The 24,743-nt window shown below is 48.9% G+C and carries 24 protein-coding genes and 1 pseudogene; 2 read left to right on the forward strand and 23 right to left on the reverse strand.

What is annotated here, in order from left to right; translation table 11 throughout:
• The 16 genes from ACTRC3_RS06760 to ACTRC3_RS06835 form a co-directional block, all read right to left on the reverse strand.
• On the reverse strand, positions 1–273 hold a 273-nt coding region (locus ACTRC3_RS06760), incomplete at its 3' end, for a ParA family protein (protein ID WP_147399046.1).
• 477 nt (positions 274–750) lie between these two features.
• Entirely contained in the window at positions 751–1,143 is a 393-nt protein-coding gene (gene rpsI / locus ACTRC3_RS06765) for a 30S ribosomal protein S9 (protein ID WP_440322485.1), read from the reverse strand.
• A gap of 30 nt (positions 1,144–1,173) precedes the next feature.
• Positions 1,174–1,602: a 50S ribosomal protein L13 gene (gene rplM, locus ACTRC3_RS06770; protein ID WP_158365013.1), complete on the reverse strand. Its 429-nt coding sequence runs from the start codon at positions 1,600–1,602 to the stop codon at positions 1,174–1,176.
• Between the two features lie 132 nt (positions 1,603–1,734).
• A complete protein-coding gene (gene truA / locus ACTRC3_RS06775; RefSeq protein WP_440322487.1) occupies positions 1,735–2,502 on the reverse strand; it encodes a tRNA pseudouridine(38-40) synthase TruA in 768 nt (255 codons plus the stop codon).
• Complete coding sequence (locus ACTRC3_RS06780; RefSeq protein WP_440322489.1) at positions 2,499–3,302, reverse strand: energy-coupling factor transporter transmembrane component T family protein; 804 nt, start codon at positions 3,300–3,302, stop codon at positions 2,499–2,501. Before ACTRC3_RS06780 ends, truA begins: the two co-directional genes overlap by 4 nt.
• Entirely contained in the window at positions 3,295–4,161 is an 867-nt protein-coding gene (locus tag ACTRC3_RS06785) for an energy-coupling factor transporter ATPase (RefSeq protein ID WP_440322491.1), read from the reverse strand. The genes ACTRC3_RS06780 and ACTRC3_RS06785 overlap by 8 nt, the downstream gene beginning before the upstream one ends.
• Positions 4,146–5,009, reverse strand: coding sequence for an energy-coupling factor transporter ATPase (locus ACTRC3_RS06790; protein WP_440322492.1), 864 nt, complete (start codon positions 5,007–5,009; stop codon positions 4,146–4,148). Before ACTRC3_RS06790 ends, ACTRC3_RS06785 begins: the two co-directional genes overlap by 16 nt.
• 299 nt (positions 5,010–5,308) lie before the next feature.
• A complete protein-coding gene (locus ACTRC3_RS06795) occupies positions 5,309–6,364 on the reverse strand; it encodes a DnaJ C-terminal domain-containing protein (RefSeq protein ID WP_440322494.1) in 1,056 nt (351 codons plus the stop codon).
• Between the two features lie 102 nt (positions 6,365–6,466).
• Positions 6,467–6,910, reverse strand: a complete 444-nt coding sequence (locus ACTRC3_RS06800) for an Hsp20/alpha crystallin family protein (protein ID WP_158365001.1) — start codon at positions 6,908–6,910, stop codon at positions 6,467–6,469.
• A 183-nt stretch (positions 6,911–7,093) separates the two neighbouring features.
• Positions 7,094–7,756: an HAD family hydrolase gene (locus tag ACTRC3_RS06805; protein ID WP_440322496.1), complete on the reverse strand. Its 663-nt coding sequence runs from the start codon at positions 7,754–7,756 to the stop codon at positions 7,094–7,096.
• Positions 7,757–7,759: 3 nt separating this feature from the next.
• Complete coding sequence (locus tag ACTRC3_RS06810; RefSeq protein ID WP_440322498.1) at positions 7,760–8,776, reverse strand: SIS domain-containing protein; 1,017 nt, start codon at positions 8,774–8,776, stop codon at positions 7,760–7,762.
• Positions 8,777–8,804: 28 nt separating this feature from the next.
• Entirely contained in the window at positions 8,805–9,629 is an 825-nt protein-coding gene (locus tag ACTRC3_RS06815; RefSeq protein WP_440322499.1) for a PTS system mannose/fructose/sorbose family transporter subunit IID, read from the reverse strand.
• Complete coding sequence (locus tag ACTRC3_RS06820; protein ID WP_440322501.1) at positions 9,619–10,413, reverse strand: PTS mannose/fructose/sorbose/N-acetylgalactosamine transporter subunit IIC; 795 nt, start codon at positions 10,411–10,413, stop codon at positions 9,619–9,621. Before ACTRC3_RS06820 ends, ACTRC3_RS06815 begins: the two co-directional genes overlap by 11 nt.
• A gap of 17 nt (positions 10,414–10,430) precedes the next feature.
• The gene (locus ACTRC3_RS06825) at positions 10,431–10,901 is read right to left on the reverse strand and encodes a PTS sugar transporter subunit IIB (protein WP_440322503.1); all 471 of its coding nucleotides are present in this window, start codon (positions 10,899–10,901) and stop codon (positions 10,431–10,433) included.
• 20 nt (positions 10,902–10,921) lie between these two features.
• Positions 10,922–11,332 (reverse strand): PTS sugar transporter subunit IIA, encoded by a 411-nt coding sequence (locus ACTRC3_RS06830; protein ID WP_440322505.1) that lies wholly within the window; start codon positions 11,330–11,332, stop codon positions 10,922–10,924.
• The gene (locus ACTRC3_RS06835; protein ID WP_440322507.1) at positions 11,333–13,990 is read right to left on the reverse strand and encodes a PRD domain-containing protein; all 2,658 of its coding nucleotides are present in this window, start codon (positions 13,988–13,990) and stop codon (positions 11,333–11,335) included.
• Between the two features lie 223 nt (positions 13,991–14,213).
• Here ACTRC3_RS06835 and ACTRC3_RS06840 point away from each other — a divergent pair, with 223 nt between their 5' ends.
• The gene (locus tag ACTRC3_RS06840) at positions 14,214–14,987 is read left to right on the forward strand and encodes a creatininase family protein (RefSeq protein ID WP_440322509.1); all 774 of its coding nucleotides are present in this window, start codon (positions 14,214–14,216) and stop codon (positions 14,985–14,987) included.
• Between the two features lie 66 nt (positions 14,988–15,053).
• Here ACTRC3_RS06840 and ACTRC3_RS06845 read toward each other — a convergent pair whose 3' ends face one another.
• Complete coding sequence (locus tag ACTRC3_RS06845) at positions 15,054–15,899, reverse strand: aldo/keto reductase (protein WP_440322511.1); 846 nt, start codon at positions 15,897–15,899, stop codon at positions 15,054–15,056.
• A 262-nt stretch (positions 15,900–16,161) separates the two neighbouring features.
• On the opposite strand from ACTRC3_RS06845, the pseudogene ACTRC3_RS06850 reads away from it, so the two are divergent.
• Positions 16,162–17,802, forward strand: a pseudogene (locus ACTRC3_RS06850) (ABC-F family ATP-binding cassette domain-containing protein).
• An 80-nt stretch (positions 17,803–17,882) separates the two neighbouring features.
• Here the strand turns inward: ACTRC3_RS06850 and ACTRC3_RS06855 are convergent.
• From ACTRC3_RS06855 to ACTRC3_RS06880, 6 genes are all read right to left on the reverse strand, one after another.
• Entirely contained in the window at positions 17,883–18,506 is a 624-nt protein-coding gene (locus ACTRC3_RS06855) for a flavodoxin family protein (protein ID WP_440322513.1), read from the reverse strand.
• A gap of 5 nt (positions 18,507–18,511) precedes the next feature.
• Positions 18,512–19,702, reverse strand: a complete 1,191-nt coding sequence (locus ACTRC3_RS06860; protein WP_440322515.1) for an iron-containing alcohol dehydrogenase — start codon at positions 19,700–19,702, stop codon at positions 18,512–18,514.
• A gap of 61 nt (positions 19,703–19,763) precedes the next feature.
• Entirely contained in the window at positions 19,764–20,510 is a 747-nt protein-coding gene (locus ACTRC3_RS06865) for a DeoR/GlpR family DNA-binding transcription regulator (protein ID WP_440322517.1), read from the reverse strand.
• A 63-nt stretch (positions 20,511–20,573) separates the two neighbouring features.
• Positions 20,574–22,103 (reverse strand): PTS transporter subunit EIIC, encoded by a 1,530-nt coding sequence (locus ACTRC3_RS06870; RefSeq protein WP_440322519.1) that lies wholly within the window; start codon positions 22,101–22,103, stop codon positions 20,574–20,576.
• Positions 22,104–22,125: 22 nt separating this feature from the next.
• Positions 22,126–23,322, reverse strand: coding sequence for an iron-containing alcohol dehydrogenase (locus ACTRC3_RS06875; protein WP_440322520.1), 1,197 nt, complete (start codon positions 23,320–23,322; stop codon positions 22,126–22,128).
• The gene (locus ACTRC3_RS06880) at positions 23,306–24,742 is read right to left on the reverse strand and encodes a glycoside hydrolase family 1 protein (protein WP_440322522.1); all 1,437 of its coding nucleotides are present in this window, start codon (positions 24,740–24,742) and stop codon (positions 23,306–23,308) included. The genes ACTRC3_RS06875 and ACTRC3_RS06880 overlap by 17 nt, the downstream gene beginning before the upstream one ends.
• Between the last annotated feature and the right edge of the window lies 1 nt (position 24,743).

Consider the following 24,743-nt stretch of genomic DNA (forward strand, 5'->3'; position numbering starts at 1 on the left):
CATCAGGTCAACGCCTTCTGCATGATGCAGAATACCTTCTCCGGGGCGTATAGGCTGATCCATCAGAATTTTGCCCATTGCATCCGACAGTGTAAATGGCAGCTTGTCTGGTTGCGGATTTCCCAAGCTGATTGTCAGGCTTCCTTGCGGGTCCCCGTCGATCAGAAGCACTTTCTTTCCGGCCTGTGCCAGACCTATTCCCAAGTTCGCACAGGTTGTTGTTTTGCCAACGCCGCCTTTCTGGTTGGCGATGGCGATGATTTGTGTGTTCATGACTTCACCTCATTTCTGATTGTTGCTGTTGTTTCTGGAAATAGAAAAAGCCGCCACTTCAAAATAAAAAGTGAAGTGACGGCTCTTTCTATGGCCGGAATATGAGTTCCTGAAATGAAAAAAGCACCCAGTCATTTTACACTGAGTGCTGTATCAAATTCATATTCAATTATTCAAATTAGGTCAAACTATGCCAAACTGCCACAGCCAAAAACGAGGGGAAAGAGGGCTGAAAAGTAGCCCCCAAAACACCCACAAAATCGGCTCTCGGTTAACCACTTTGGGCACCACTTGACCCTCTTTTTGCCCTCTTTTTGGCCGGTTAACCACTTGCGGACCACTAAAAATTGGGTGAAAACGGCTCTCGTTTTGCCAAATTTGGTCAAACCATATCATCCCGTTTAGATATAGCAAAAGCCCGGAAAACCTTGATTTTCCGGGCTTTTTGAACCATTTTGATATAGTCTGAGCAGTCGATTATCGCTTGCTGAACTGCGGAGCGCGACGAGCTGCTTTGAGACCGTACTTCTTACGCTCTTTCATTCTCGGGTCACGAGTCAGGTAACCAGCCTTCTTCAGGACCGGACGGTAATCCGGATCTGCCTGAAGCAGTGCTCTTGCGATACCATGACGGATAGCACCAGCCTGTCCTGTATATCCGCCTCCGCGAACATTTACCAGAACGTCGAACTTTTCTGCTGTCTCTGTAGCAACGAGCGGCTGACGAACGACTACCTTCAGGGTCTCAAGACCAAGATACTCGTCGATGCTTCTCTTATTGATGGTGATATTTCCAGTACCCGGTACCAGGTATACTCTTGCGATGGATTTCTTTCTTCTGCCAGTTCCGTAGAATTTTGACTTAGCCACTGTAAATTTCCTCCTTTAACCTTTTCTCAATTAAAATGTAAGCACTTCCGGCTTCTGAGCCTCATGATTGTGCTCCGGACCAGCGTATACGTGAAGCTTTGTATACATCTGTCTTCCCAGCGGTCCCTTCGGAAGCATGCCCTTTACAGCGAGCTCGATAACCTTCTCCGGCTTCTTGTTCATCATCTCACGCAGGGTGGTCTCTTTCATACCGCCTACGTAATCAGAGTGATGATAGTAAATCTTCTGATCCAGCTTCTTGCCGGTTACTTTGATCTTGTCTGCATTTACAACGATTACATAATCTCCGGTGTCGATGTGCGGAGTAAAGATTGCTTTGTTCTTACCTCTCAGAACTTTAGCTACTTCTGAAGCCAAACGTCCTAATGTATATCCTGTAGCGTCAACTACATACCATTTTCTCTCAATTGTTGCTGGACTAGCCATGTAACTTTTCATTGGTTTTCCTCCTGAAAATAAATTGAAACTTCTATGGAAATATGTCATTACCGGGGCTTTGGCTCAGACATTTTCGCACTACGTCACATTGAGTTATTATATGATAGAAACGCGGTTGTGTCAACCACTTTTTCAACTTTTCTGTCCCGGAAATTCCGGATGCTCCGGATATTCCATTTTTATCAGAGTCAGGCCTTTCGCCGGAGCTGTCGGTCCCGCTGCCTGACGATCCCGCGCCTCTATGATGCCCAGGATTTCTGCCGGGTCTGTAACTCCGAAGCCCACATTTATCAGGGTACCTGCAAGAATGCGGACCATATTGTAGAGAAAGCCGTTTCCGGTCACCCGGATTCGTATCATATCCCCTTCTCTTATCACGTCCAGACTGTAAATGGTCCGGACTGTGGTTTCCGCCTGAGTATGAATGCTGCAGAAGCTTTTAAAATCATGTTCTCCCAAAAACGGCAGGCAGGCCTCCTGCATCTTCGCCACGTCCAGCTTCTTCCGGAAGAAGTGGCTGTTCAGCCGTTCTCCGGGCAGCTCGAATTCCCGGTTCAGAATCCGGTACTCATAGGTTTTGATGCAGCTGGTCTTTCGGGGATGGAAATCATCGGCCACCTGAAAAGAACGCTGTACCCGGATATCCTCGGGCAGGCGGCTGTTCAGAGCGTAGGCCATTTTTTCGGCGGGCATCCGGGCCTCCGTATCAAAGACGGCCACATTTCCCAGGGCATGGACCCCGGAATCGGTCCGGCTGGCGCCGATAACCGTGATCTCCTCTTTTAATAAAGAAGAAAGAGCCTTGTTCAGCTCTCCTTCTATCGTATCTCCGTTATTCTGTACCTGCCAGCCGCAGTAATCCGTGCCGTCATAGGCCACAATCAGCATCACGCGCTTCATAATACCACTCTCACTGCAATAATTGCCGCCATAAAGAGCGCCACCACGCCATAGGCGTAATAATCACGCTTCGCATAGACCAGCGGCTTCATTTTCGTTCTGCCCTCGCCGCCCCGGTAACATCTGGCCTCCATAGCCATCGCCAGGTCATTGGCCCGTCGGAACGCGGAGATAAACAGCGGCACCAGCAGGGGCACCAGGTTCTTTGCCTTCTGTACCAGGTTGCCGTGCTCAAAATCCGCGCCTCTGGCAATCTGCGCCTTCATGATTTTATCCGTTTCCTCCAAAAGAATCGGAATAAATCGAAGAGCGATGGACATCATCATAGACACCTCGTGTACCGGCACCCGCAGCTTCTTCAAAGGGCTCAAAAGCTTCTCCAGACCGTCCGTCAGGTCGTTGGGCGTAGTCGTCAGAGTCATGACGGAGGTGCCCAGAATCAGGTAAATCAGTCGGACAGCCATGAAAATCGCCGTGTGAAGTCCTTTATCTGTGATTTTCAGCTTCCAGATCTGCACCAGCACCACGTCGCCGGGCGTCAGGAACAGATTGAAAATCAAGGTAATCAGCAGGATGAAAAAGATGGCCTTCAGACCCTTTACCATAAAATGGAAGGGCACTTTCGAAAGCTTAATCACAGCCACCAGAAAAACCGTTGCCACCAGATACCCCACCCAGTCATCGGCCACAAAAAGGGCTATCAGAAAGACGATGGTTGTCACCAGCTTCACGCGGGGATCTAATTTATGCAATATGGAATCTGCCGGGTAATACTGTCCCAGCGTTATATCTCTAATCATGTTTTTTTACCTTATCCCGGAACACGTTCAGAATCGTATCCCTTGCCTCTTCTATGGTCGTAGCGTCCTCGTCCACGCCAAATCCCTTTTCCTTCAGGGTATGCAGAATGTAGGTCACCTGGGGTGCGGCCAGGCCGACGCTCTCCAGCTCTTTATAGTGCCGGAACACTTCTCTTGGCACTCCGTCGTGCAGCACCTCGCCCTGATTCATGACGATAATGCGCTCCACGTATTTGGCCACGTCCTCCATGCTGTGGGATACTAGCACGATGGTAATGCCCTTTTCTTTATGAAGCCAGCTTATCTGGTCCAGAATCTCATCCCGGCCCCTTGGATCCAGGCCCGCCGTAGGTTCGTCCAGAATCAGCACCTCCGGCTCCATGGCAAGTACGCCCGCGATGGCCACCCGGCGCTTCTGACCGCCGGACAGTTCGAAGGGCGACTGCTTCTCATATTCCTCTGAAAGGCCTACCATCCGCATGGCCTCTCTTGCCCGGGCTTCCGCCTCTCCCTTCGATAATCCCTGATTCTTCGGCCCGAAGCAGATGTCGCTTAAGACGTCCACTTCAAAAAGCTGGTGCTCCGGGTACTGGAATACCAGTCCCACCTTGCTGCGGAGCTTGCGCATATCGTAGCCTTCCGCGTAAATGTCCTCTCCGTTAAAATAGATATGGCCGGAGGTGGCCTTTACCAAGCCGTTCAGATGCTGCACCAGCGTGGATTTTCCCGATCCGGTGTGGCCGATGAGACCGATAAACTGACCGTCCGGGATCTCCAGATTCACGTCCTTCAGCGCATGGATTTCGTAGGCTGTGGAAGGACTGTAGGTATATTGCACATGCTCTAATTTAAGTGACATAAGGCTTCCACCAGTTCCTCTCTTGTCAGTATTCCGTCGGGCAGGTCAAGACCCGCTTTTTTCAGCTCCCACGCCAGCTGGGTGGCCTGGGGCACGTCCAGCCGGTAAGATTTCAAAGTCTCCACCTGGGAGAAGATCTCCTTCGGCGTTCCGGTCATGACGATTTTACCGTCGTCCATGACGATGACCTTGTCCGCGTAAATGACTTCTTCCATATAATGAGTAATCAGAATGACTGTAATATCTTCCACCTGATTCAACGCCCGGACTGTCCGAATGACTTCCTTCCGGCCATTAGGGTCCAGCATGGCGGTAGGCTCATCCAGCACGATGCACTTGGGATGCATGGCTACCACGCCCGCAATGGCCACCCGCTGCTTCTGGCCTCCGGACAGCTTATTCGGAGAATGGTGACGGTATTTCAGCATATTCACTGCCTTCAGGCTCTCCTCCACCCGCTCCCAGATTTCTTTCGTGGGCACTCCCATATTTTCCGGACCAAAGCCCACGTCCTCTTCCACAATGGTTCCGATAATCTGATTATCCGGGTTCTGGAATACCATACCGGCGCTCTGCCGGATATCCCATACCCGTTCTTCCTCCCGGGTATCGATTCCATCCACCCACAGAGTTCCCTCGCTGGGGATAAGCAGGGCGTTGATATGCTTGGCCAGCGTAGATTTTCCGGAACCGTTGTGTCCCAGAATCGCTACAAAGTCCCCCTTCTCTATCTGGAAGCTGACGCCGTTCACGGCCTTAATCAGCTCCCGTTCCCGGCCTTCCTCATCGTATTTTTTATATTCATAAACCAAATCTTCCGCTTGGATCATTGTTTCTTTCTTTTCCATGTTTACAACCCATCCTGCAAAATCCATAGATAAATCCATTTTCTTTCGGAGTTTCGCATTTTCTGAATTCTGTTTCTACTTTCTGCTATCAGTGCCCGGCTGCATGTCCGGTCATGGCACTGCTTTTTATTTTATAATAAGAACAGGGCTTTTGCAAGAAAAAGTACAGATTGTCAACAGATTTTATTTTTCAAGTTTACAATACAAATAAAATAACTGCTCTTTCAGAAATTCAGCCCAGAAAAAACAAAGCCCTCGGAACGTTTCCGCTCTGAAGGCTCTGACTTTTACTTTCTATCTTACGCAGCGCTTCTGCCGCCCTGCTTCATGGCATTTTCAAATTCATGCAGCTTCTGCCGCTGCTCGGCTGTCAGTGTGGTCGGTACCTGAATCTGAATGGTCACGTACTGATCCCCGTGTACCTTCGGATCCTTCATAGACACGATTCCTTTGCCGCGGAGCCGTATCTTCTTTCCGGACTGGGTTCCTGCCGGAACCTTGCAGACCACATTGCCGTAGAGGGTCGGGAAGCTGGCCTCGCCGCCAAATACCGCTGTGGTAAATGGGATATCGGCCGTGGTATAGACATCCATGCCCTTCCGCTCATATCCTGCCCTGGGCATAATGTGTACCTTCAGCAGCAAATCGCCGTTCTCCCCGCCTCCGAAGCCCGGGTGTCCCTTTCCCCGGAGCCGCACGCTCTTGCCGTCGTCAATACCTGCCGGAATATGCACGCTTAAGGACTGTACGCCGGTACCGTCTGCTGCCTGAATGTGAATCATCTTATCGCACCCAAAGGCCGCCTCATCAAAGCCGACCGTAATGTCCGCGTGTAAATCCTCGCCCCGATAAGAAGCCTGCTGCCGATAGCCCTTCTGACCGCCAAAGCCGCCAAAACCGGAACCATTGCTGTAAAAGCCGCTGTGGCCGCCTGCGTTGCCATGGAACATATTGCCGAAGATATCTCCGAACATATCGCCCATGTCGCCGCCTTCATAATGGAACTCCTGATAGCCGCTGCCGTCTCCCGTGTGGAAACTGCCGCTACGGAAGCCTCCCTGGCCGCCAAAGCCCTGACCGCCCGCTCCTCCGTAGAAACCGCTTCCTGCGTCTGCCCGGGCGTTGCCTGCCTCGTCAAAGGCCGCAAAACCAAACTGATCGTATAATTTCTTCTTTTCCTTGTCACTGAGCACATTGTAGGCCTCTGTGACCTCTTTAAACTTCTGCTCGGCCACCTTGTCCCCCGGATTCATGTCCGGGTGGTATTTCTTTGCCAGCTTCCGGTAAGCACGCTTTATCTCTTTCTCATCTGCCTGCTTTCCAATGCCGAGCACCTCATAATAGTCCTGTTTCATAATGCCTGCTCACCTCCGCCTGCATAATTACCAGCTGCAAAGATGGGGATGCAGCCAAGCCGCATCCCCATCTTCTCTTTTGCCTGTCGAAAAGGCCTACGCTTAGCCTTCAATATCGATATAGCTCTTCTTTTCTACCTTCGGCTGCTCCTCTTTCTTCGGAACCAGCACCTTCAGCACGCCATTTTCAAATTTGGCCTTGATGTCTTCCTGGGTGAGATCCTCTCCCACATAGAAGCTCCGGCTAGTGGTGCCGCTGTAGCGCTCCTTACGGATGTACTTACCGTCCTGCTTCTCCTCCTTCTTGCTGTCGGTGGAAGCGGTAATGGTCAGATAACCGTCCTTCAGTTCTGCCTTCACATCCTCTTTCTTTACACCCGGAAGCTCAATCTCAAGCTCGTAACCTGTCTTGGTCTCCTTCACATCGGTGCGCATGAGGGACGCTGCCTCTTTGCCATAAACCTTCTTTGCAGGTGCATACGGAAATGCAAAATCATTTACAAAATCATCTAATAAACTTTCTCCAAAAATACTCGGTACTAACATAAATCATTCCTCCTAATCTTCCCTTCAGTTCTGCTGGAGGTTCCGCAAGGGCTTTTTCTTATTTTCTTTCTTCTCCCTTGCTCTGACTCTGTTATAGCACCATTGTTAGCACTCGTCAAGTAGGAGTGCTAATATTTTAGAGATTGTTTAGAATTATAATATTTGCATAATAATTATAACAATTCAGACATATTTATCTGATATCTTCGGAAGTATTTCCCGCATATCATCAAACAGGCAATCTGCTTTTTCCTGGTGAAATCCAAATCGTAAATCTCGTCTCGCAACTACCATTACGCCTGCTGCTTTTCCGGCTTCAATTCCGTAGGTGGAATCCTCCACAACCAATGTCTCTTCCGGTGCCGTTCCCAACTGCTTCATCGTGTACCGATAAATTTCCGGATCCGGTTTACTTTTCCGAAAATTATCTCCACTTACTAACACTGAAAAAAATCTTTCCCAGTTCTGCTGCTCTACAACTCTTCGGATGATTTTGTCGGAGGAGGATGAGGCGATGGCCATCCTTACGCCATCCGCACGCAACTTTTCCAATACCGGAAGCACGTCCGCAAACTGCATCTGACTGTAATCCAGCTCCCGATTCCGGAACTTTCTCTCAAATTCGTCTTTATACTCCTGACGAAGCGCTTTTCCCGATATGCTCCCGCCGTGCGCCCGGGCCACATTCTCCCATATGGGAGAATTGTGGGCGCCGACGGTCTTGCAGGCTTCCTCAAAAGGAAGTACCATACCCTTTCTTTTCAGAAACTCAAGAAGCAAATTCAGGTAGAAGAGTTCACTGTCTATCAGGGTACCATCCAAATCAAAGATAACTGCTTTTTTCATATATTAATACTCAAACTGGCGATAGTATCTTCTCAGCTGCATATCATGACCCAGCTTCAGGGACATCTGTATGGACAGGCGATCAATCAGTAGACTGCAGGCAATAAACGGAGCATAGATCCAGCGGAACTTTTCCTCTACGCCTTCCAGCTCATAATCCTTCGTATCTACTACAAAAAGCTTCGCAGGTGTCTGCTTCAGGAAACGCTCTGCTCTCTCGTCAAGCGCGCGGTCCGGACCCTCACCCTTAATCAGAATGACAGGTGTTAAATCGTCAATCAGCTCCAGGGTTCCATGGAACAGATCCGCGGAGGATACGGACTTCGTGCGAACCCAGAGTGCTTCCTCTACCACGCACATAGCCTCGTCAATATTCTCGCCCCACATCTGGCCGCCGCCTACGAAAAGGATGTAATTTTCTCTATTCAGGGCCTCCGCCATTCTTTCTGCTTCCGGATCAAACTTTTCTTTTACCTTCACCATATTTTCCGGCATCATGGCAACTTCTTTTTTGAACTGTGCATAGTCTGCCTCAGAAATTTCTCCCTGTTTCAGGAAAATCCGCATCAGGAAGGTATAAATCTCCATGTAATAGAACTCCGGAAGATCCGCCTTTACTACCGGTACATAGCCATCGGAATTCTTTCCGATCGGGCTGTCCGGGCTGCTGGTAAATGCCACGATATAACAACCTTTTTCCTTCAGCTTTGCCGTAGCCGCTGTTACCTCTTTTGTATCTCCGGATTTGGATACCGTAATAATCAGAGATTTTTCTGTCAGCTGACGGTTTCCGATGGTCATCAGCTCTGCCGCGTGCTCCAGATAAACCGGCGTATTGCTCATCTGCTTCCATACGACGCTTGCCGCTGTAAGCATTGCCATAGAGCCTCCCACGCCTACCATGAAAATGTTGTCAAAGCCGTGTGCTACCGCAGCGTCTGCCGCCTTTTCTGCCAGCTCCAAATCTGCCGCTGTCTTGTGTCCGATTTCCAGATACTTTGCCTCGTCAAACTTATACATTTTTTCTTTTCTCCTCTTCTTTTTTTATTTAACCTAAAATGCCAAAGAATGCGCAGATGATTCCGAAAATACAGGTCCCGAGAATCAGCCACATGACATTTACGTTCTTCTTCATGAGTCCGTAGTAAATTCCGGTAAAGGTAAGTCCCAGCATACCCGGCATAATACCGTCCAGAATGGACTGAATGGTCGTTGCCGCGTCACCGGATCCGATCGTAATGGGGCAATTGACCGATACCATAGTCATCATCATACCGCCTACAGTCATAATACCCACAATTCCGGTGGCCAGCATCAATTTATCCATCATATGGGATTTCTGGATTTTCTCCAGATACTTTGTTCCCAGCTCATAACCCTTTAATGCGCCGAAATATCTGCACAGATAACTGGGTACATTGAAAATCAACAGGAACAGAATTGCGCCCAGCCAGTTGCCTGCAGCTCCCAGGGAACAGCCGATACCGGTACCAATAACACGGATGGTTCCCAGGAAAATGGAATCACCCACGCCGGACAAGGGACCCATCAGGGCTGTTTTTACCTGCGTAATGGATGCCGTATCAAAATCATCGCTGTTGGCATTGGTTTCCTCCATGGAAGCCACTACGCCGCCTACAAAAGGAATCAACTGATGGGTACAGTTAAAGAATTCCAGGTGACGTACCAAGGCGTCCTTGTATTCCGGAGTTCCTTCCCCATACAGCTTTCGAAGAATCGGCTCCATCATGTACTCAAAACCCAGATGCATCTGCCGCTCATAATGCCATGCCCAGCCTGTTTTCAGGCTTCGCCGGAACATTCTCTGTAAATCCTTTTTCTCCAAATGCTTTTCTGTCTGATTAGAAGTCATCGTCCTCATCCTCCTCTGCTATGGTATTAACCGCAGCCTCTGCTGCCGCTCCCTTCGGTGCCAGTAAACCTGATTTTTCTACTGCAATAATAATTCCGATAATCGCTACAGCCAAAATCGGCGCGTTAAAATAAGAGCACAGTACAAAGCCAAGGAACAGGAACGGAATCAGCTGCTTGTTCAGTATCATTTTTGCCAGTACCGCAATTCCGACTGCAGGAAGGAGGCCTGCCGCAACGGAAAGACCGTTGGTAATAAAAGCCGGAATAGAGTCCAGGAATTTCTGCATTACATCACTGCCCAGATAATAACCGGCAAAAACCAGAATAAAAGCACTCAGGCAGCGAATAAAGCCAAAGAAATTCATTACCCGGAACACGCCCTTTGCATTTCCTTCCGCTGCGTACTTATCAGCTCTTGTGGCAATCACGGTACCCAGCATAAATACCAGGTTGTTGACAACCAGCGCTATCATGGAAATAGGAAGCGCCAGGGCCATGGCAATTCCTGTATCCTTTCCCAGACCGATAGCAAACGCGGTTCCCAGAATACCTCCGGTAACAATATCAGGCGGAATATACGCTCCAACCGATACAGCTCCCATAAACATCAGCTCCAGGGAGGCGCCGATAATGGTTCCCTGTCTCACATCACCCATTACAAGTCCTACCAGCACGCCGGTAACCAACGGCCGGAAAATATAGTTTGTTCCGATTGCGTAATCATAGATTGCAAATGCTCCGACCAGGCCGAGCAATAACGCAATTCCCAAGTTTGATCCCATTTTACTTTACCTCCTCTTTAGATAAGATTATCTACATTAACCTTTCGTTCATCCGGTACCAGACGTATTTCCACCTCAGTACCTTTTTCTATCAGTCGTTTCAGACCCGCTTCCTCTTCCTCTGTTACCCAGATAGTCTTGGAAAGCTGCTTTCCGTTTTCCAGTTTCTTGACGCCACCCAGATTGATATGGGTAATCTGCGGACAATGCTCCGCCAATGTAATGGCGTCCTTTGGGGATTCTACTACGATAAATAATTTATATTTATCGGTAACTCCACTGTTAATTGCAGCAATGGAATCCTCAATATTTTTGATAACCAGCTTAGTTCCGGCGGGCTTGCTGAGCTTCACGGTTGTTTTCCGCAAATCGTCATGCATAATACCATCATTGGCAATCAAAATACAGTCCGCGCCCAGGTTTGTGGTCCAGGAAAACGCCACCTGACCATGCAGCAGTCTGTGATCCACACGCAACAGTTTAATCATTCTCTTACACCTCCCAGCTTTTAAAAATCCTCATTTTTCGCTTCTGCGTCCAGAAGCTTTCTGCAGTTAACTGCCCCTTCTCTGGCTGCATTCAGGGCTTCTTCTATCGCAACCTCCGCCGATGCATCCTTCAATTCGGTCAGCACCAGCAGGAGGGCCAGATTCATTCCGGTGAGAAGATGGATATCCGGACGGTGGATGTACTTCATAAACTCATTGTTCACACTGCCACCCAGTAAATCGGTGACAATCACCCACTCTTCTCCTTCCTTTATGTTTTCCATAAATTCTTTCACACGCGCTTCAATACTGGTTTCTCCATCCAGATAGGCGCAGAAGGTTTTTACCTCTTCCTGTTCTCCCATAATCAGTTCCAGCGAACATTTCATTCCTTTTGCCAGAGTTCCATGGGACGCAATTAAAATCTTCATTTAAAACTCCTCTTCTCTGTTGTCATTTTTTATATAATCATATACATAGGCAATCTCGCCGATGGGCAATTTCACACCGTAATGACTGCAGATTTCTTCAAAGCTGCTCTGCATCATATCAATGAATTCCCGGTGCTCATTTTCAAAATTTTCATATTCCACAGAGGTTATCTCCGCCTTTGTCACCAGACGCTCGATGAGACAACAGATATGGATATACAGACCGCAGATGGTTCTGCCTCCCAGCTGCCTGTGCATATGCTTCTGTAAGGTCTGCATGGCCGCTTCTACCATATTCAAAAGCGCCGGGGCATTCAGAATAGTCAGATACTGAACTACATTTTCCAGTGTGAAATTCTTCAGGAAATTACTCTCAAACTGCTGAATTTCTTCCTCATTCAGATAGTTGCGAAAGATTCCTTCTAACCGTTCCAGTGAGTTTCCGGAAATCATATCCTCCAGGGCAATAAAGGGAACCTCCTTCAGCTTCGGATTGAAAACGCCAATCATGCAAAGCACATCATACTTCTGAAAAATCTCTGCAGACTCCTGGTTTTTCACCAAATCATAATAATCGTAAACAATAGACTGAATCGGAAGGATCCGCGGCATACTCTCGTCAAACAGCTTTTTCATCCGCTCAGCAGATCGGATGCCTGACTCGCTGACAAAGATAATGGCCGCTTCCTTCTGTACCTTTTTTATCAGCCTTCCCTTCGGATTGCCCGCCAGAACCGCTTCCCGGATAATCTGCTCCGGTTCCTCTCTCTGCAGCATCCGGCTGCCTACCTCCAGAGCCAGAGCTGTGGATACGTTATTGATGATACCGATATTTATATTGGATACATCATCCAAACGGATATCTATATCCTCCAGACTTCCCGTATCCGTCAGTAACAACAGATTTTTAATTCCGGGAAGATTCCGGATATGACGTTTGACATTCTGCACCACCTCAACCACATTGCTGTCCAGCGGCATGTCAATGGCCTCGAATACTCTGGAATCCAGAATTTCATTGACCGAATCCGCAATACTGCTGGCTGTAGAATAGCCGTGGCAGATGATTAGGCCATACATATCATTTTCATGAATATCCCGGTCATACTGCATAATTTCCAGTGTCAGCAGAATACGGGCTGAAATTCCGGGATCCAGATCCAGATTATCCCGCACTGCCTTTGCCAGATCCTTCACTACCAGAGCTGCTTTCGGGAAATTCTCTGTCAGCCGGTGTTCCAGATAGTTCAATTCCTTTTTATGCTGTTCCTCCCAACCGGATATCTGCACATAATTCTGTATCTGCTGATAGATGAGCCTTGTAATAACAATTCCCCAGTTTGTGGAAAGCGTAATATTATATTTCTTGCTGACAGAGCCTATCACATCCTCTACCACCATTTGAACCGCTTTCAGCTTTCCGTTTGCGTAGATTTTCCGGAATACCAGATAATCGTAATAGCCTTTTACACAGTAATAAGACTGCTTTACAAAATCGTTCCAGTTTTTTTCGGTTTCCAGCTGTTCGAACTGATTCAATATTTGTGAAAGTATATTGAAATAGCTGTCCAATCCGTTTTCATGCTGATACCCCCGGATGGGAATCAACGTCTCGTCCTCTGTCTTTTCCTCTGCCATAGGAAGAGAAGCAATCATATCTTCTGAAAGATGGTACAGCATAACCTGAATATGTTCTCCGTTTTGCCGCATCAACGCATTGGCACAGCAGATGGCAATGCTGTTGCGAAACTGACGGATATTTCCCTCAAAATGATAATTCATAAAGGCCTGCAGCACCCGCTTGCTGATATAGATGTCCTTATGCAGCTTCAATGATTCCTTATAAAAACAGGATACAATAAGCTCCTCCCGTTCTTCCGGAGACCGTTCGTCCAGAGAAGGAATCTGAAGTACAATCGGAATCTGTCGCAAAAGGGAATCCAGAATTTTTCTTTCTGTTTTTTCAGAGGCCGTGAATACCAGCCGCCTTCCCCGCTCGTCCAGTCCTTCTGTCAAAAGTGGAAGCAACAGCTCCTGTTCCTCCGGCGGCAGCCGATCCAGATTTTCAAAGACCATCAGCCTTTTTCCCTGCTGCACAGCCAGCAGTTCCCGGAATTTTTCTGGTTTATTCTGGTAATCGCTACAGTTCATCCAGACAACCTCTTCCTCCTTTGGAACCACTTCTCTGTTGACCGCATACTCGAACATGAGCTGTACCAGGAAATTTTTTCCTACTCCGTTTTCACCGCACAGGAGAATCGGGATTCCATGTCCCGGATAACCGATAGCTGATTTACACTGTTCAATACAGTACCCCAGGCTTCCGTTATAACCGATGGCCCTGGCAAAATCTCTGGTTCCGGTCTGTTCCAGTACATCCAGCAGCTCCTCAAAGCTCTGATAGGTAATCTTCTCCAAATGCACCCGGTAGTTTTTTTCCAATTCTTCCCTGCTCAAAAAGCAAATGGGCCAGGAATTGATTTTCACTGCCTTTTCTTCCTTAACCAGTTCGTTCAGATACTGGCTGGCCAGGTTCCTGCTGATGTACAAATCATCTCCGATATTCTTCGCTGTCAGCTCAATTCTGTTATTACCTGAAAACTCTCTGCTCTTTTCTGTAAGCAGCTTTCCTATCTGGTCTTTCGTATTTCCTGTCATGCTTTCTCCTCTCCACGTGCTCTATTTTACACACTTTTTTTGGTTTGAAAATGCCTTCGACGCTATATCGACATTCTACTGCTTTTCCGGACACTTGCAACTCTTTTCGACACAAACCATTCACACAGCCTTTGTATTTTCAGACACTTTATTTTTTCCAACCCATTGACTCTGAAAGTTTGATTCCGTATGCTTGATACAAAAAAAGAGAGGAGTTTTTCTTATGGCAAATCATGAATTAATGAAATTAACAGCTCATCAGGTAAAAGAGGGGCATTACGACAAGGCTATTCTCGCTGTCGGTTCCTGTGAAGCCCATGGTCAGCATATCGCGGAAGGCTGCGACACTCTGGTTTCTTATGAATTAAGTAAGAAGATTGCCGACAACGTAGATGGCTTACTTGTACTGCCTCCTATCACCGTCGGCTACAGCGGACATTACGATACGTTTCCCTTCACACTGACTTTAAGCTATGACACCGTAACACAGGTGATCTATGATATAATGGAAAGCGTCCTTCGCAACGGAATTAATAAGATTTTTGTTTTCAATGGCCATGACGGCAATATTGCCCCCATTGAGATTGCTTCCCGCAAAATCAAAGAAAAGTATCCTGACGCCCGCATTGCTTCTCTGCCGGAATGGTGGGTAATCGCCGGAAAGCTGTTGCCGGAAGGAACCTTCGAGGTATGGAACGGCGTGGGGCATGCCGGTGAAGGCGAAACTTCTATTGCGTATCATTTGTTCGGCGAATACTGTGAGCCGGAACTGGCTACCTGTGTCATTCCGGATCATCTGATAGATGGCATTGATATAAAATGGGATTTTTCTGAAATTACCAATACTGCACAGACCGGAGACGCCACAAAGGGCACTGCAGAAAAGGGTGAGAAAATGACAAATGTTCTGGTAGATTTCGCCGCAAAAGCCATCCGGGAATTGGACAGCCGGGACTGGAATTACGGTTCTACCCAACATAAAACTGCTTTAAAATAAAAATTTCTTTTTTCTATCAAAGAACGGACAGAATCCTTCCCATCAGATTCTGTCCGTTCTGTTTTTCTAAATAGCGACCCGCTCCCGATCCGGATGCTCTCCGGACCAGCCAATCTGGGGCAGTGTCATCAGCTGATGCATATCGTCGTCCTCGATGTTAAAACCAAAGACATCCAGGTTCTGACGCATCCGCTCGCCGGAAGAGGATTTCGGCAGAGGCAGTACGCCGCACTGAAGGGCGAACCGGATACAAAGCTGCGCTGCGGATACCTGGTACTTTTCCGCCAGTTCCATGAGAAGCGGCTCCTGAAGCACTCTGGCCCGTCCGATGGGACTCCAGGCCTCCACCTGGATGCCCAGGCGCTGGCTGAAATCCACCGCGGCCTTCTGCATATATCCCGGATGGAACTCCAGCTGATTCACCATGGGAATGATACTGGTCCGCTCCAGCAGGTTGTTCAGATGGTGAGGCAGGAAATTGCTGACGCCGATGGCCCGCACCTTTTTCGACTTATAGAGATCCTCCAGGGCTTTCCAGGTTTCCACGTCCAGATCCTTCCACTCAGCTGTCAGGTCGTCAGGTCTCGGCCAGTGAATCAGATACAGATCCAGATAGTCGGTACCCAGTTTTTTACAGGACTCTTCAAACTCCCGCAGGGTTGAATCGTAGCCGAGTCGGTCTCTCCAGACCTTCGAGGTCAGGAAAAATTCTTCCCGGGGAACGCCGCTTTCCCGGACTGCTTTTCCCACTGCTTCCTCATTAAAATAAAAGGCAGCCGTATCCAGATGCCGGTAGCCCTGCCGGATTGCTTCGCTGATAATGGCCTCATCGTTGTCGTCGGCGGCCTTGTAGGTACCGAAGCCCACCGCCGGAATTTCTACCCCGTTTGCCAATGTAAATGTATGTCTCATATGCTGCTCCCTTCTTCCGTGCTTTCACGCCCGTGATTTCCTACATTATACCTTCTTTTCCCCGGCCGCTCAAGTCCGTCCGCCGGAAAATCCCGTTTTCCCTCCGAAATCCTGAAAACTCAGAAATTTCAGGAATTTAACCGTGGAAAGGGCTTGCAAATTCTATATTTTCCTGTAAAATAGATGTGTATGCCCGCAGATAAAAGCTGTGGGCCAAAAAACGTATCATACACCATATTTACCAAGTCATAAGGAGCAAAACATGATCAGTGCAAATAATGTAACGCTTAGAATAGGAAAGAAAGCCTTATTCGAAGATGTCAATATCAAATTTACCGAGGGTAACTGCTATGGCCTCATCGGAGCCAACGGCGCAGGAAAGTCTACCTTCCTAAAGATTCTGTCCGGCGAGCTGGATTCCACCAATGGCGAAATCGTCATCACCCCGTGACAGCGTCTCTCCTTCCTGAAGCAGGATCATTTCCAGTATGACGAGTATCCGGTTCTGGACACCGTTATTATGGGAAATGCCCGTCTCTACGAGATTATGAAGGAGAAAGAGGCCATTTACGCAAAAGAGGATTTTACCGATGAGGACGGTATCCGCGCCAGCGAGCTGGAGGCTGAATTCGCGGACATGGACGGCTGGGAGGCTGAGTCTGACGCCGCTACTCTCTTAAACGGACTGGGTATCGATACCGATCTTCACTACACCCTGATGAAGGATCTCCTGGGTGCCCAGAAGGTCAAAGTTCTGCTGGCACAGGCATTGTTCGGCAACCCGGATATCCTGCTTCTGGACGAGCCGACCAACCACCTGGATCTGGACGCTATCGCATGGCTGGAGGAGTTCCTGATTAACTTCCCAAACACCGTCATCGTAGTATCCCATGACCGTTATTTCCTGAATAAGGTCTGCACCCATATCGCCGACATCGACTACGGCAAGATTCAGCTCTATGCCGGTAACTACGACTTCTGGTACGAGTCCAGCCAGCTGCTGATTCGTCAGATGAAGGAGGCCAATAAGAAGAAGGAAGAGAAGATCAAGGAGCTGCAGGAATTTATCTCCCGTTTCTCTGCTAACGCTTCCAAGTCCAAGCAGGCAACCTCCAGAAAGAAGGCCCTGGAGAAAATCGAGCTGGACGAAATCCGTCCCTCCAGCCGGAAGTACCCCTACATTGATTTCCGTCCGAACCGCGAGATCGGAAATGAAGTGCTGACCGTAGAGGGTCTGTCTAAGACCATCGACGGTGTGAAGGTTCTGGATAATATTTCCTTTATTCTGGGTCATGACGACAAGGTAGCCTTCGTAGGAGGCAACGAGTTTGCCAAAACAACCCTCTTTAAGATTCTGTCCGGAGAAATGGAGCCGGACGAGGGTACTTATAAATGGGGTATCACCACCAGCCAGTCCTATTTCCCCAAGGACAACAGTAAGGAATTTGACAACGACGATACCATCGTTGACTGGCTGACCCAGTATTCCGAGATCAAGGACGCAACCTATGTCCGCGGCTTCCTGGGCCGTATGCTCTTCGCCGGAGAAGACGGCGTGAAGAAGGTCAAGGTGCTGTCCGGAGGTGAGAAAGTCCGCTGTATGCTGTCCAAGCTGATGATTTCCGGCGCCAACGTGCTGATTCTCGACGAGCCCACCGACCACCTGGATATGGAGTCCATCACGGCCCTGAACAACGGCCTCATCAAGTTCCCGGGCGTGCTGCTGTTCTCCTCCCGTGACCACCAGATTGTACAGACTACTGCCAACCGTATCATCGAGCTGCTGCCGAACGGCGCTATGATCGATAAGATCACCACCTACGACGAGTACCTGGAGAGCGATGAAATGGCAAGAAAGCGTACCGTCTATACCAAGAGCGCTGAGGATGAGGACGATAACTAAGTTTTCATAATTTTATATATTTTCACGTTATACACAAAAATGCTGTCAGGTTTTTCTGCCTGACAGCATCTTTATTTTCATTATGTTCGAATAAAATGCGTCGATACCTTCGACTCACCCGCCGGTCTTTCCAGCCCGTTTTTTTTACCGGCTTCAATGGATTTCAGCATCCAGGCCATATTCTTTCCCAGAAGCCGAAGGGTCTGTAGGCCTTCCAGATCCTGTTCCACATCTGCCGCCTTTCTTCCGTGGACCTCATTCCAGTAATTCGATGATACGATCGGCATACTGGTCATGGTGAAAAAACGGTTCACATCATCAAACGCACTGGTGGAACCGGCCCTCCGGCTGCTGATTACTGCTGCCGCAGGCTTGTACTGAAGCTCTGTATCCGCTGACATGAACAACCGGTCCAGTACCGGCTTCAGCTGTCCGGACATTCCCGCATAATAAACCGGACTTCCCACAATCAGGCCGTCACATTCCTTCATCTTATCTGCCAGCTCATTAACCAGATCTCCCATAAAGCAGTGACCGGTTTTCTTGCAGCTCCAACAGCCGATACAGCCCTTCCGTTCTTCCGTTCCCACCTGTACAAGCTCAGTCTCGATGTTCTCTTCCTTCAGAGACCCTGCGACTTCTGCCAGTGCCCGGGCGGTACAGCCGTTTTTATGGGGACTTCCGTTAATCATTAACACCTTCATAGCTCTTATTCCTTTCTGAATGCAGAAACAAAGATCCATTCTGCCGCCTCATAATTAATTTCTCTTGCATTGGCATAATTACAGGTATTCGGAAGACTCTCCTCCAGGAAATTGTAAATTTCCTTTTCTTCCTTAATATAATCGCATACATAGGGAAGATGCACATCACGGATCAGCTGCTTTACTTCATCCACTGCCGCATGTCCTGCTTCCATATCGGTCATGCCTGCCGTATCGATTCCCAGTGCCTCGGCCACCTTACGGAAACGCTCCGGGCTTGCAATCATGTTGTATTCCATCACATACGGAAGCAGCATGCCTACGGACTCTCCATGGGGTACATGATAATATTTGCTCAGCATGTTGGCCAGACCATGGGTCGCTCCCGTACCGGCAGACAGCATCAGTCCGGCCAGGTCGCTGGCTACCAGCATATCCTTACGGGCCTCATAATTCTGCGGAATCGCATATGCCTGCCGCAGAGACTTTCCTGTCAGCTCGATGGCTTTCAGTGCCAGGGTATCATAATAATCATTGGGCACACAGATCAGCTGCTTTACTGTGTATCCGTCAATCGCATGGGCCAGTGTATCGAATCCGCAGCTGGCTGTCCATTTCTGATTCAGGGTATATGTCAGTGTTGCATCCAGGATAATCAGATCCGGATAGAACAGCTCACTGGTCACATTACATTTCCGGTTAATTTTTGTATTGGTAATGACTGCATAGGGGGACTGCTGGCTTCCGGTTCCGGCTGTGGTCACTGCAAAAAACAGCGGCAGTCTTCCGGCCTTCCAGCCTCTTCGCACTTCCGTATGGCGGGTATATTCCATAATATCCCCCTCGTTGTATTTCATGGCAGAGATGGCCTTTGCTGTATCCATGGAGCTTCCGCCGCCCACTGCCAGTACACCGTCGCAGCCCTGCTCGTTCAGAAGCTTCAGGCCTTCCCGCACCATTTCATCCAGAGGATCGGTACGTACCCCATCGTAAATCACATTGTCCACGCCATGCGCTTTTAGATTTTCACTGATTCTCGCCACATGTCCTGCTGCCACCACACCATCATCTGTTACAATCAAAGCTTTTTTTACGCCCCGGGCCGCAATCTCCTCGCCCAGTGCCTCGGCTGCTCCTTCTCCGATAATCTCTTTCATTTTTCCAATCTGCATCACAGACCATCTGCTCTTGCTCATTTTGCCTTCCTCTCTTCCGCCCCTAAAACGCAAGCTGTCTTGGTGGTCTGCACGGAATTTTCTATTCGACTGCCAGGATAATCTCCAGACCCTCTGCCTGGAATCCTCTCGCATCCGTCGTGATAATTGCGGCCTCCTGGATGTGTCCGTAGGAATAAAACTTTCTTTGGTAAAATTTGGACGGATCCGCCAGTACATAGCTTTTGGTTGCCTTGGACAGCACCTTGTTTTTCAACAGACAGTCAAAGGAATCTGTCGTGGTAAAGCCGCTTCGGACATCGATCCCCCGCACTCCCAGGAATGCTTTGTCTATCAGAATGGAATCCATCCTCTCCACCGTATCCTGGCTCAGGATGCAATGGCTTTTGGGGCGTGTCTGTCCGTCCAGTACAAAGGTCTGTACCTCATTTTCTGCCAGCCTGGTTATATTATAAATTCCGTTGGTAACCACCGTTACATTTTTATTTTTCAAATATTCACACATAAAATACGTAGTAGAACCTGAATCCAGAAAAATAATCTCCCCGTCTTCAACCAGCTCTGCTGCCTTTTTTGCAATGGCTTTTTTTGCTTCCTGTTCCACCGGGATCCGGTTGACCAGGTTGAATTTTGCGCCCTCTGCATTTTTTTCTGCCAGCTGTACGCCGCCGTGAAAGCGTACCACCAGCTTCTTTTCTTCCATAGCCTTCAGGTCTCTTCGCACAGTCGGAAGCGATGCTCCCGTCATATCCGCTATCTCATTGACCATCACAACCTCTTCCTGCTGAAGAGCCTGAAGTATACATTCATATCTTTCTACTGCAGTCATCCGTTTTACCTCTTTGTTTTTCTTTGAGTATATCATAAACCGGCATGATTGCAAAGAATCAAATTAAATCTCTCCAATGATTACTTTCATCTGATCTTTTATCTGTGATGCCTGTGTTCCGTACACAACCTGAATGCTGTCTCCCACATGAAGCACATTCTTTGCTCCCAGCTCCTTAAACCGTGCCTCGTCCACCAGAGAAGCGTCCTTGACGGTTACACGGAGCCGTGTAAAGCATGCTCCCAGGCTTGCAAAGTTCTCAGCACCGCCGAAGGCCTTGATAAGCTCCAAGGGAAGCTGGTTCTCCACTGCATCCATATCCACTGCTACCTGCTCGTCTTCCTCTTCCCGTCCCGGTGTCTTGTAATTAAGTTTCCGGATCATGAAGGTAAATACCAGATAATAAATTACAGCAAAGACAAGTCCTACCGGAATAATCAGCCACCAGCGGGGTGCTCCCGGAAGTACGGTACACAGAATATAGTCAATCAGTCCGCCGGAGAAGGAGGTTCCTGCATGGATTCCCAGAGCCGGGCAAATCATATAGCCAAGACCGGTCAGAACAGCATGAACCAGGTACAGCGGCAGAGCTGTAAATGCGAAGGAATACTCCAGAGGCTCTGTAATACCGGTGATACTGGATGCCAGGCATGCGGCAACCATAAGACCTGCTGTCTTTTTCTTATTTTCCGGCTTCGCACATCTGTAAATTGCCAGTCCTGCTCCCAGAAGTCCCAGCATGTAGATAACAAAGGATCCGCTCATGCAGGCTCCGGCAGTGACCGGAACACCATCTGCCAGCTGCTGGAAATAGATATTCCAGTCTCCCACTACCGTAGTTCCGTCCAGTGCTGTATAGGTACCCAGCTGATAATAATAAATCGGATATATCAGATGATGCAGTCCCACGATTCCCAGAAGCTTGAAGGAAAATGCGTATAAAAAGACTGCGAAAAGGCTCGGGTTATCGGAAGATAAAAATCTGGATGCAATATCAAAGATTCCATTCTGAATCAACGGCCAGATAAAGCTCATGATAAGACCAAGGAAAATGGCTCCCACGGTGCTGACAATGGGAATCAGACGTTTTCCGCCAAAGAAGCCCAGGTACTGGGGAATCTTTGCATCCTTGAACTTTACATACATGAAATAAGCCAGGATACCGCAGAGAATACCGCCAAACACACCTGTCTGCAGCGTGTTCACACCCATAACGCTGGTATACATGACACTGTTGGCAGCTGCTGCCTCCGGTGTGATATTCAGGACGAAATTAATGGTCAGGTTCATGGTAAAGAGGCTGACCAGACCTGCCAGTCCGCAAGCACCGTCATCAGAAAGTCCTACTGCAACACCCACTGCAAAGATAGCCGGAAGGTTATTAAAAATCGCTCCCGATACCGCTATCAGAAGCTGGGACAGCGCATGGGGAAAGCCCTGTGCCATTCCCGGAAATAATGCCAGCAGCTGTGCATTCTGCAAGCCATATCCCAATCCCAGTAACAATCCTGCTGCAGGCAGCATGGAAATCGGCAGCATCATGGAACCACCCAATTTCTGCATGATTGCCAATGCATTTCCTTTTTTCTTCATATTCTTTTTCTCCCTTGTTTTATTATTTTCTGTTATAAGCTTTTGTGATCAGTTCCCTGACTATTTCCTCTGTAATGGGCCGCGGATTGATGATGGAGCATTTTTCCCGTACCGCTGTTTTACAGAATTCTTCAAATTTTTCATCCTCCAGTGATGGAACATATTGTCCAAGAGACGGCAGATGGATATCATCCATCAGCTTTTCCACCTCCCGGGCGGCTGCATGGGCAGCTTCCATCACGGTTATGTTCTCCGTATATACCCCGAATGCCTCGGCAATCCGGGCGAATCTTTCCGGACACGCAATGCAATTATACTCCAGAACATAGGGCATGGAAACTGCGCAGGCTATGCCATGGGGCACATGATATACCGCTCCCAGTGCATGGCCCAGTCCATGGCAGGCATCACTTCCCACACCGGATACCATAGCCCCCATCATACTGGCCATCAGCATGTTAGCCCTGGCCTGATAGGAGGATCCGCAGTTCACGGCTGTCCGCAGATTTTCCGCAATCATGCGGATGCTCTGCAGGGCGATTCCATCTGTGAACACGGTGCTTCCCTGAGCTCCGATGACTCTGCCTGAGGTATAGGCCCCGATGGCATGGGCCAGGGCATCCATTCCTGTAGATGCCGTAAGCCCGGCCGGAAGGCTTAAAATAAGCTCCGGATCCTCCAGTGCCACCTCCGGCAGATTTTTGGGGGATGTGATGGTTGCCTTCCGTCCCTCCGCTTTGTTGGTGATGATGGCATACTGGGTGACTTCACTTCCCGTTCCCGCTGTGGTGGGAATACAGATCAGAAACAGACCGTAATGCTCAAAGGCCTTTCCTCCTGTGGGACTGTTGTCATAATCAAAGATATTTCCCCCGTTGGTTGCCAGAATCCGTGCGCCTTTGGCCGTATCCATGGAGCTTCCGCCGCCAATTCCAATCACCGAATCGCAGTCTTCCTTCTTCAGGACCTCCAGGGCCTTCTCCAGCACCTCTGAGCTGGGATCACTCTCCACCCCGTCAAACAGAACCCACTGGATTCCATTTTCTTCCATGCTCTGCAGCATGGGTTCCAGGGCATGGGATTTTGCCAGGAACCCATCCGTAACCACCAGTGTCTTTTTCTTGCCCGCAGCCTTCAGTTCTTCTCCTGCCGCTGCAGAAGCTCCCCGGCCAAATACCACCTTGGTGGCACCTACCTGAAACTTATTGTACTGCTTCATATCCTTCTCCCTCCTTCAGATTTTCTCCCTTTGTACGAATCACCTTTTGATACCAGTAAAACGAATCCTTTTTATACCGCTTCATGGTGCCGGTTCCATCATCATTCCGGTCCACGTAAATAAAACCGTAGCGTTTTTTCATCTGCGCAGTTCCCGCGCTGACCAAATCGATGCAGCCCCATGCCGTATAGCCAAGCAGCTGTACCCCATCCTGAATGGCTTCGGCTGCCTGCAGTAAGTGTTCCCGGATATATGCAATCCGGTAAGTATCGTGTATGACCACATTCCCTTTTGCATCCTGTTCCGGACGATCGATGGCTCCCAGGCCGTTCTCCACGATGAACAATGGCTTCTGATACCGGTCCCAGTACTGATTCAGCACATACCGCAGTCCCTTGGGATCGATCTGCCAGCCAAATTCACTGGTGGGAATATAGGGATTTGTAAGCCCCGTCAGGATATTTCCGGCAGCTGCCTCTTCCTTTTTGGTTACGCTTTCACAGGTACTGGAATAATAGCTGAAGGATACGAAATCCACCTGCGCCTTCTTAAGCGCCGCCTCATCCTCCGGCGTAATCTGAAGCTCGATGCCATGCTCCCGGAAATACCGTCTGATATAGCCAGGATATTCTCCCCGCACCTGTACATCCCCAAACACATAATTCTTATGCTCTGTATCCAGAACGGCCAGCATGTCCTCCGGCGACGGCGTATAGGGATACACCGGCACACTCAGCAGCATACAGCCTATCTTTGCCTCCGGCATCATCTCATGGGCCAGGGCCACCGCCTTCCCGCTGGCGGTCAGGACGTGGTGCACGGCCTGCCAGGAATCCTGCTCGGATATTTTTCCGTCCGGCGCATTGATGCCGCCGCACATGAACGGTGCCTTCAACTGGGAATTGATTTCATTAAATGTGATCCAGTAGGGAACTCTCTTTCCGTACCGTTCAAATAAAACCCTTGCATATTTCACATAAAACCCTATCATTTTCCGGTTGGTCCAGCCTCCGTAATGACGTACCAGGTATAAGGGCGTCTCATAGTGGCTGATGGTGACCATTGGTTTGATTCCGTATTTTTCCAGCTCCGTAAATACCGCATCGTAATACTTAAGGCCCGCCTCATTTGGCTGCTCTTCGTCTCCCTTTGGGAAAATGCGGCTCCAGGCAATGGACATCCGGAATATCTTGAAGCCCATTTCCGCAAACAGGCGAATATCTTCTTTATAATGATGATAAAAATCGATTCCCTTAAGCTTCAGGTTGTCTGCCGTTGGCGCCTCTGTGGGCCCGGTTACCAGTCCTCTGGGAAGCACATCCTGTACGGATAAGCCTTTTCCATCCTCCAGGTATGCTCCCTCGCACTGGTTGGCAGCCACCGCTCCGCCCCATAGAAAGTTATCTGGAAATAAACCCATA

It is taken from the genome of Laedolimicola sp., assembly GCF_051972735.1.
In the GTDB taxonomy this organism is placed as follows: domain Bacteria; phylum Bacillota; class Clostridia; order Lachnospirales; family Lachnospiraceae; genus Laedolimicola; species Laedolimicola intestinihominis.

Coding starts and splice junctions, on each gene's coding strand:
- ACTRC3_RS06870 (WP_440322519.1), bottom strand. CDS start 22,103: ATGAAGAAAAAAGGAAATGCATTGGCAATCATGCAGAAATTGGGTGGT.
- ACTRC3_RS06840 (WP_440322509.1), top strand. CDS start 14,214: ATGGCAAATCATGAATTAATGAAATTAACAGCTCATCAGGTAAAAGAG.
- ACTRC3_RS06865 (WP_440322517.1), bottom strand. CDS start 20,510: ATGACTGCAGTAGAAAGATATGAATGTATACTTCAGGCTCTTCAGCAG.
- ACTRC3_RS06780 (WP_440322489.1), bottom strand. CDS start 3,302: ATGATTAGAGATATAACGCTGGGACAGTATTACCCGGCAGATTCCATA.
- ACTRC3_RS06810 (WP_440322498.1), bottom strand. CDS start 8,776: ATGTATAAGTTTGACGAGGCAAAGTATCTGGAAATCGGACACAAGACA.
- ACTRC3_RS06805 (WP_440322496.1), bottom strand. CDS start 7,756: ATGAAAAAAGCAGTTATCTTTGATTTGGATGGTACCCTGATAGACAGT.
- ACTRC3_RS06860 (WP_440322515.1), bottom strand. CDS start 19,702: ATGAGCAAGAGCAGATGGTCTGTGATGCAGATTGGAAAAATGAAAGAG.
- ACTRC3_RS06790 (WP_440322492.1), bottom strand. CDS start 5,009: ATGGAAAAGAAAGAAACAATGATCCAAGCGGAAGATTTGGTTTATGAA.
- ACTRC3_RS06800 (WP_158365001.1), bottom strand. CDS start 6,910: ATGTTAGTACCGAGTATTTTTGGAGAAAGTTTATTAGATGATTTTGTA.
- ACTRC3_RS06835 (WP_440322507.1), bottom strand. CDS start 13,990: ATGACAGGAAATACGAAAGACCAGATAGGAAAGCTGCTTACAGAAAAG.
- truA (WP_440322487.1), bottom strand. CDS start 2,502: ATGAAGCGCGTGATGCTGATTGTGGCCTATGACGGCACGGATTACTGC.
- ACTRC3_RS06830 (WP_440322505.1), bottom strand. CDS start 11,332: ATGAAGATTTTAATTGCGTCCCATGGAACTCTGGCAAAAGGAATGAAA.
- ACTRC3_RS06825 (WP_440322503.1), bottom strand. CDS start 10,901: ATGATTAAACTGTTGCGTGTGGATCACAGACTGCTGCATGGTCAGGTG.
- ACTRC3_RS06795 (WP_440322494.1), bottom strand. CDS start 6,364: ATGAAACAGGACTATTATGAGGTGCTCGGCATTGGAAAGCAGGCAGAT.
- rplM (WP_158365013.1), bottom strand. CDS start 1,602: ATGAAAAGTTACATGGCTAGTCCAGCAACAATTGAGAGAAAATGGTAT.
- ACTRC3_RS06845 (WP_440322511.1), bottom strand. CDS start 15,899: ATGAGACATACATTTACATTGGCAAACGGGGTAGAAATTCCGGCGGTG.
- ACTRC3_RS06855 (WP_440322513.1), bottom strand. CDS start 18,506: ATGAAGGTGTTAATGATTAACGGAAGTCCCCATAAAAACGGCTGTACC.
- ACTRC3_RS06880 (WP_440322522.1), bottom strand. CDS start 24,742: ATGGGTTTATTTCCAGATAACTTTCTATGGGGCGGAGCGGTGGCTGCC.
- ACTRC3_RS06875 (WP_440322520.1), bottom strand. CDS start 23,322: ATGAAGCAGTACAATAAGTTTCAGGTAGGTGCCACCAAGGTGGTATTT.
- ACTRC3_RS06785 (WP_440322491.1), bottom strand. CDS start 4,161: ATGTCACTTAAATTAGAGCATGTGCAATATACCTACAGTCCTTCCACA.
- ACTRC3_RS06820 (WP_440322501.1), bottom strand. CDS start 10,413: ATGGGATCAAACTTGGGAATTGCGTTATTGCTCGGCCTGGTCGGAGCA.
- ACTRC3_RS06815 (WP_440322499.1), bottom strand. CDS start 9,629: ATGACTTCTAATCAGACAGAAAAGCATTTGGAGAAAAAGGATTTACAG.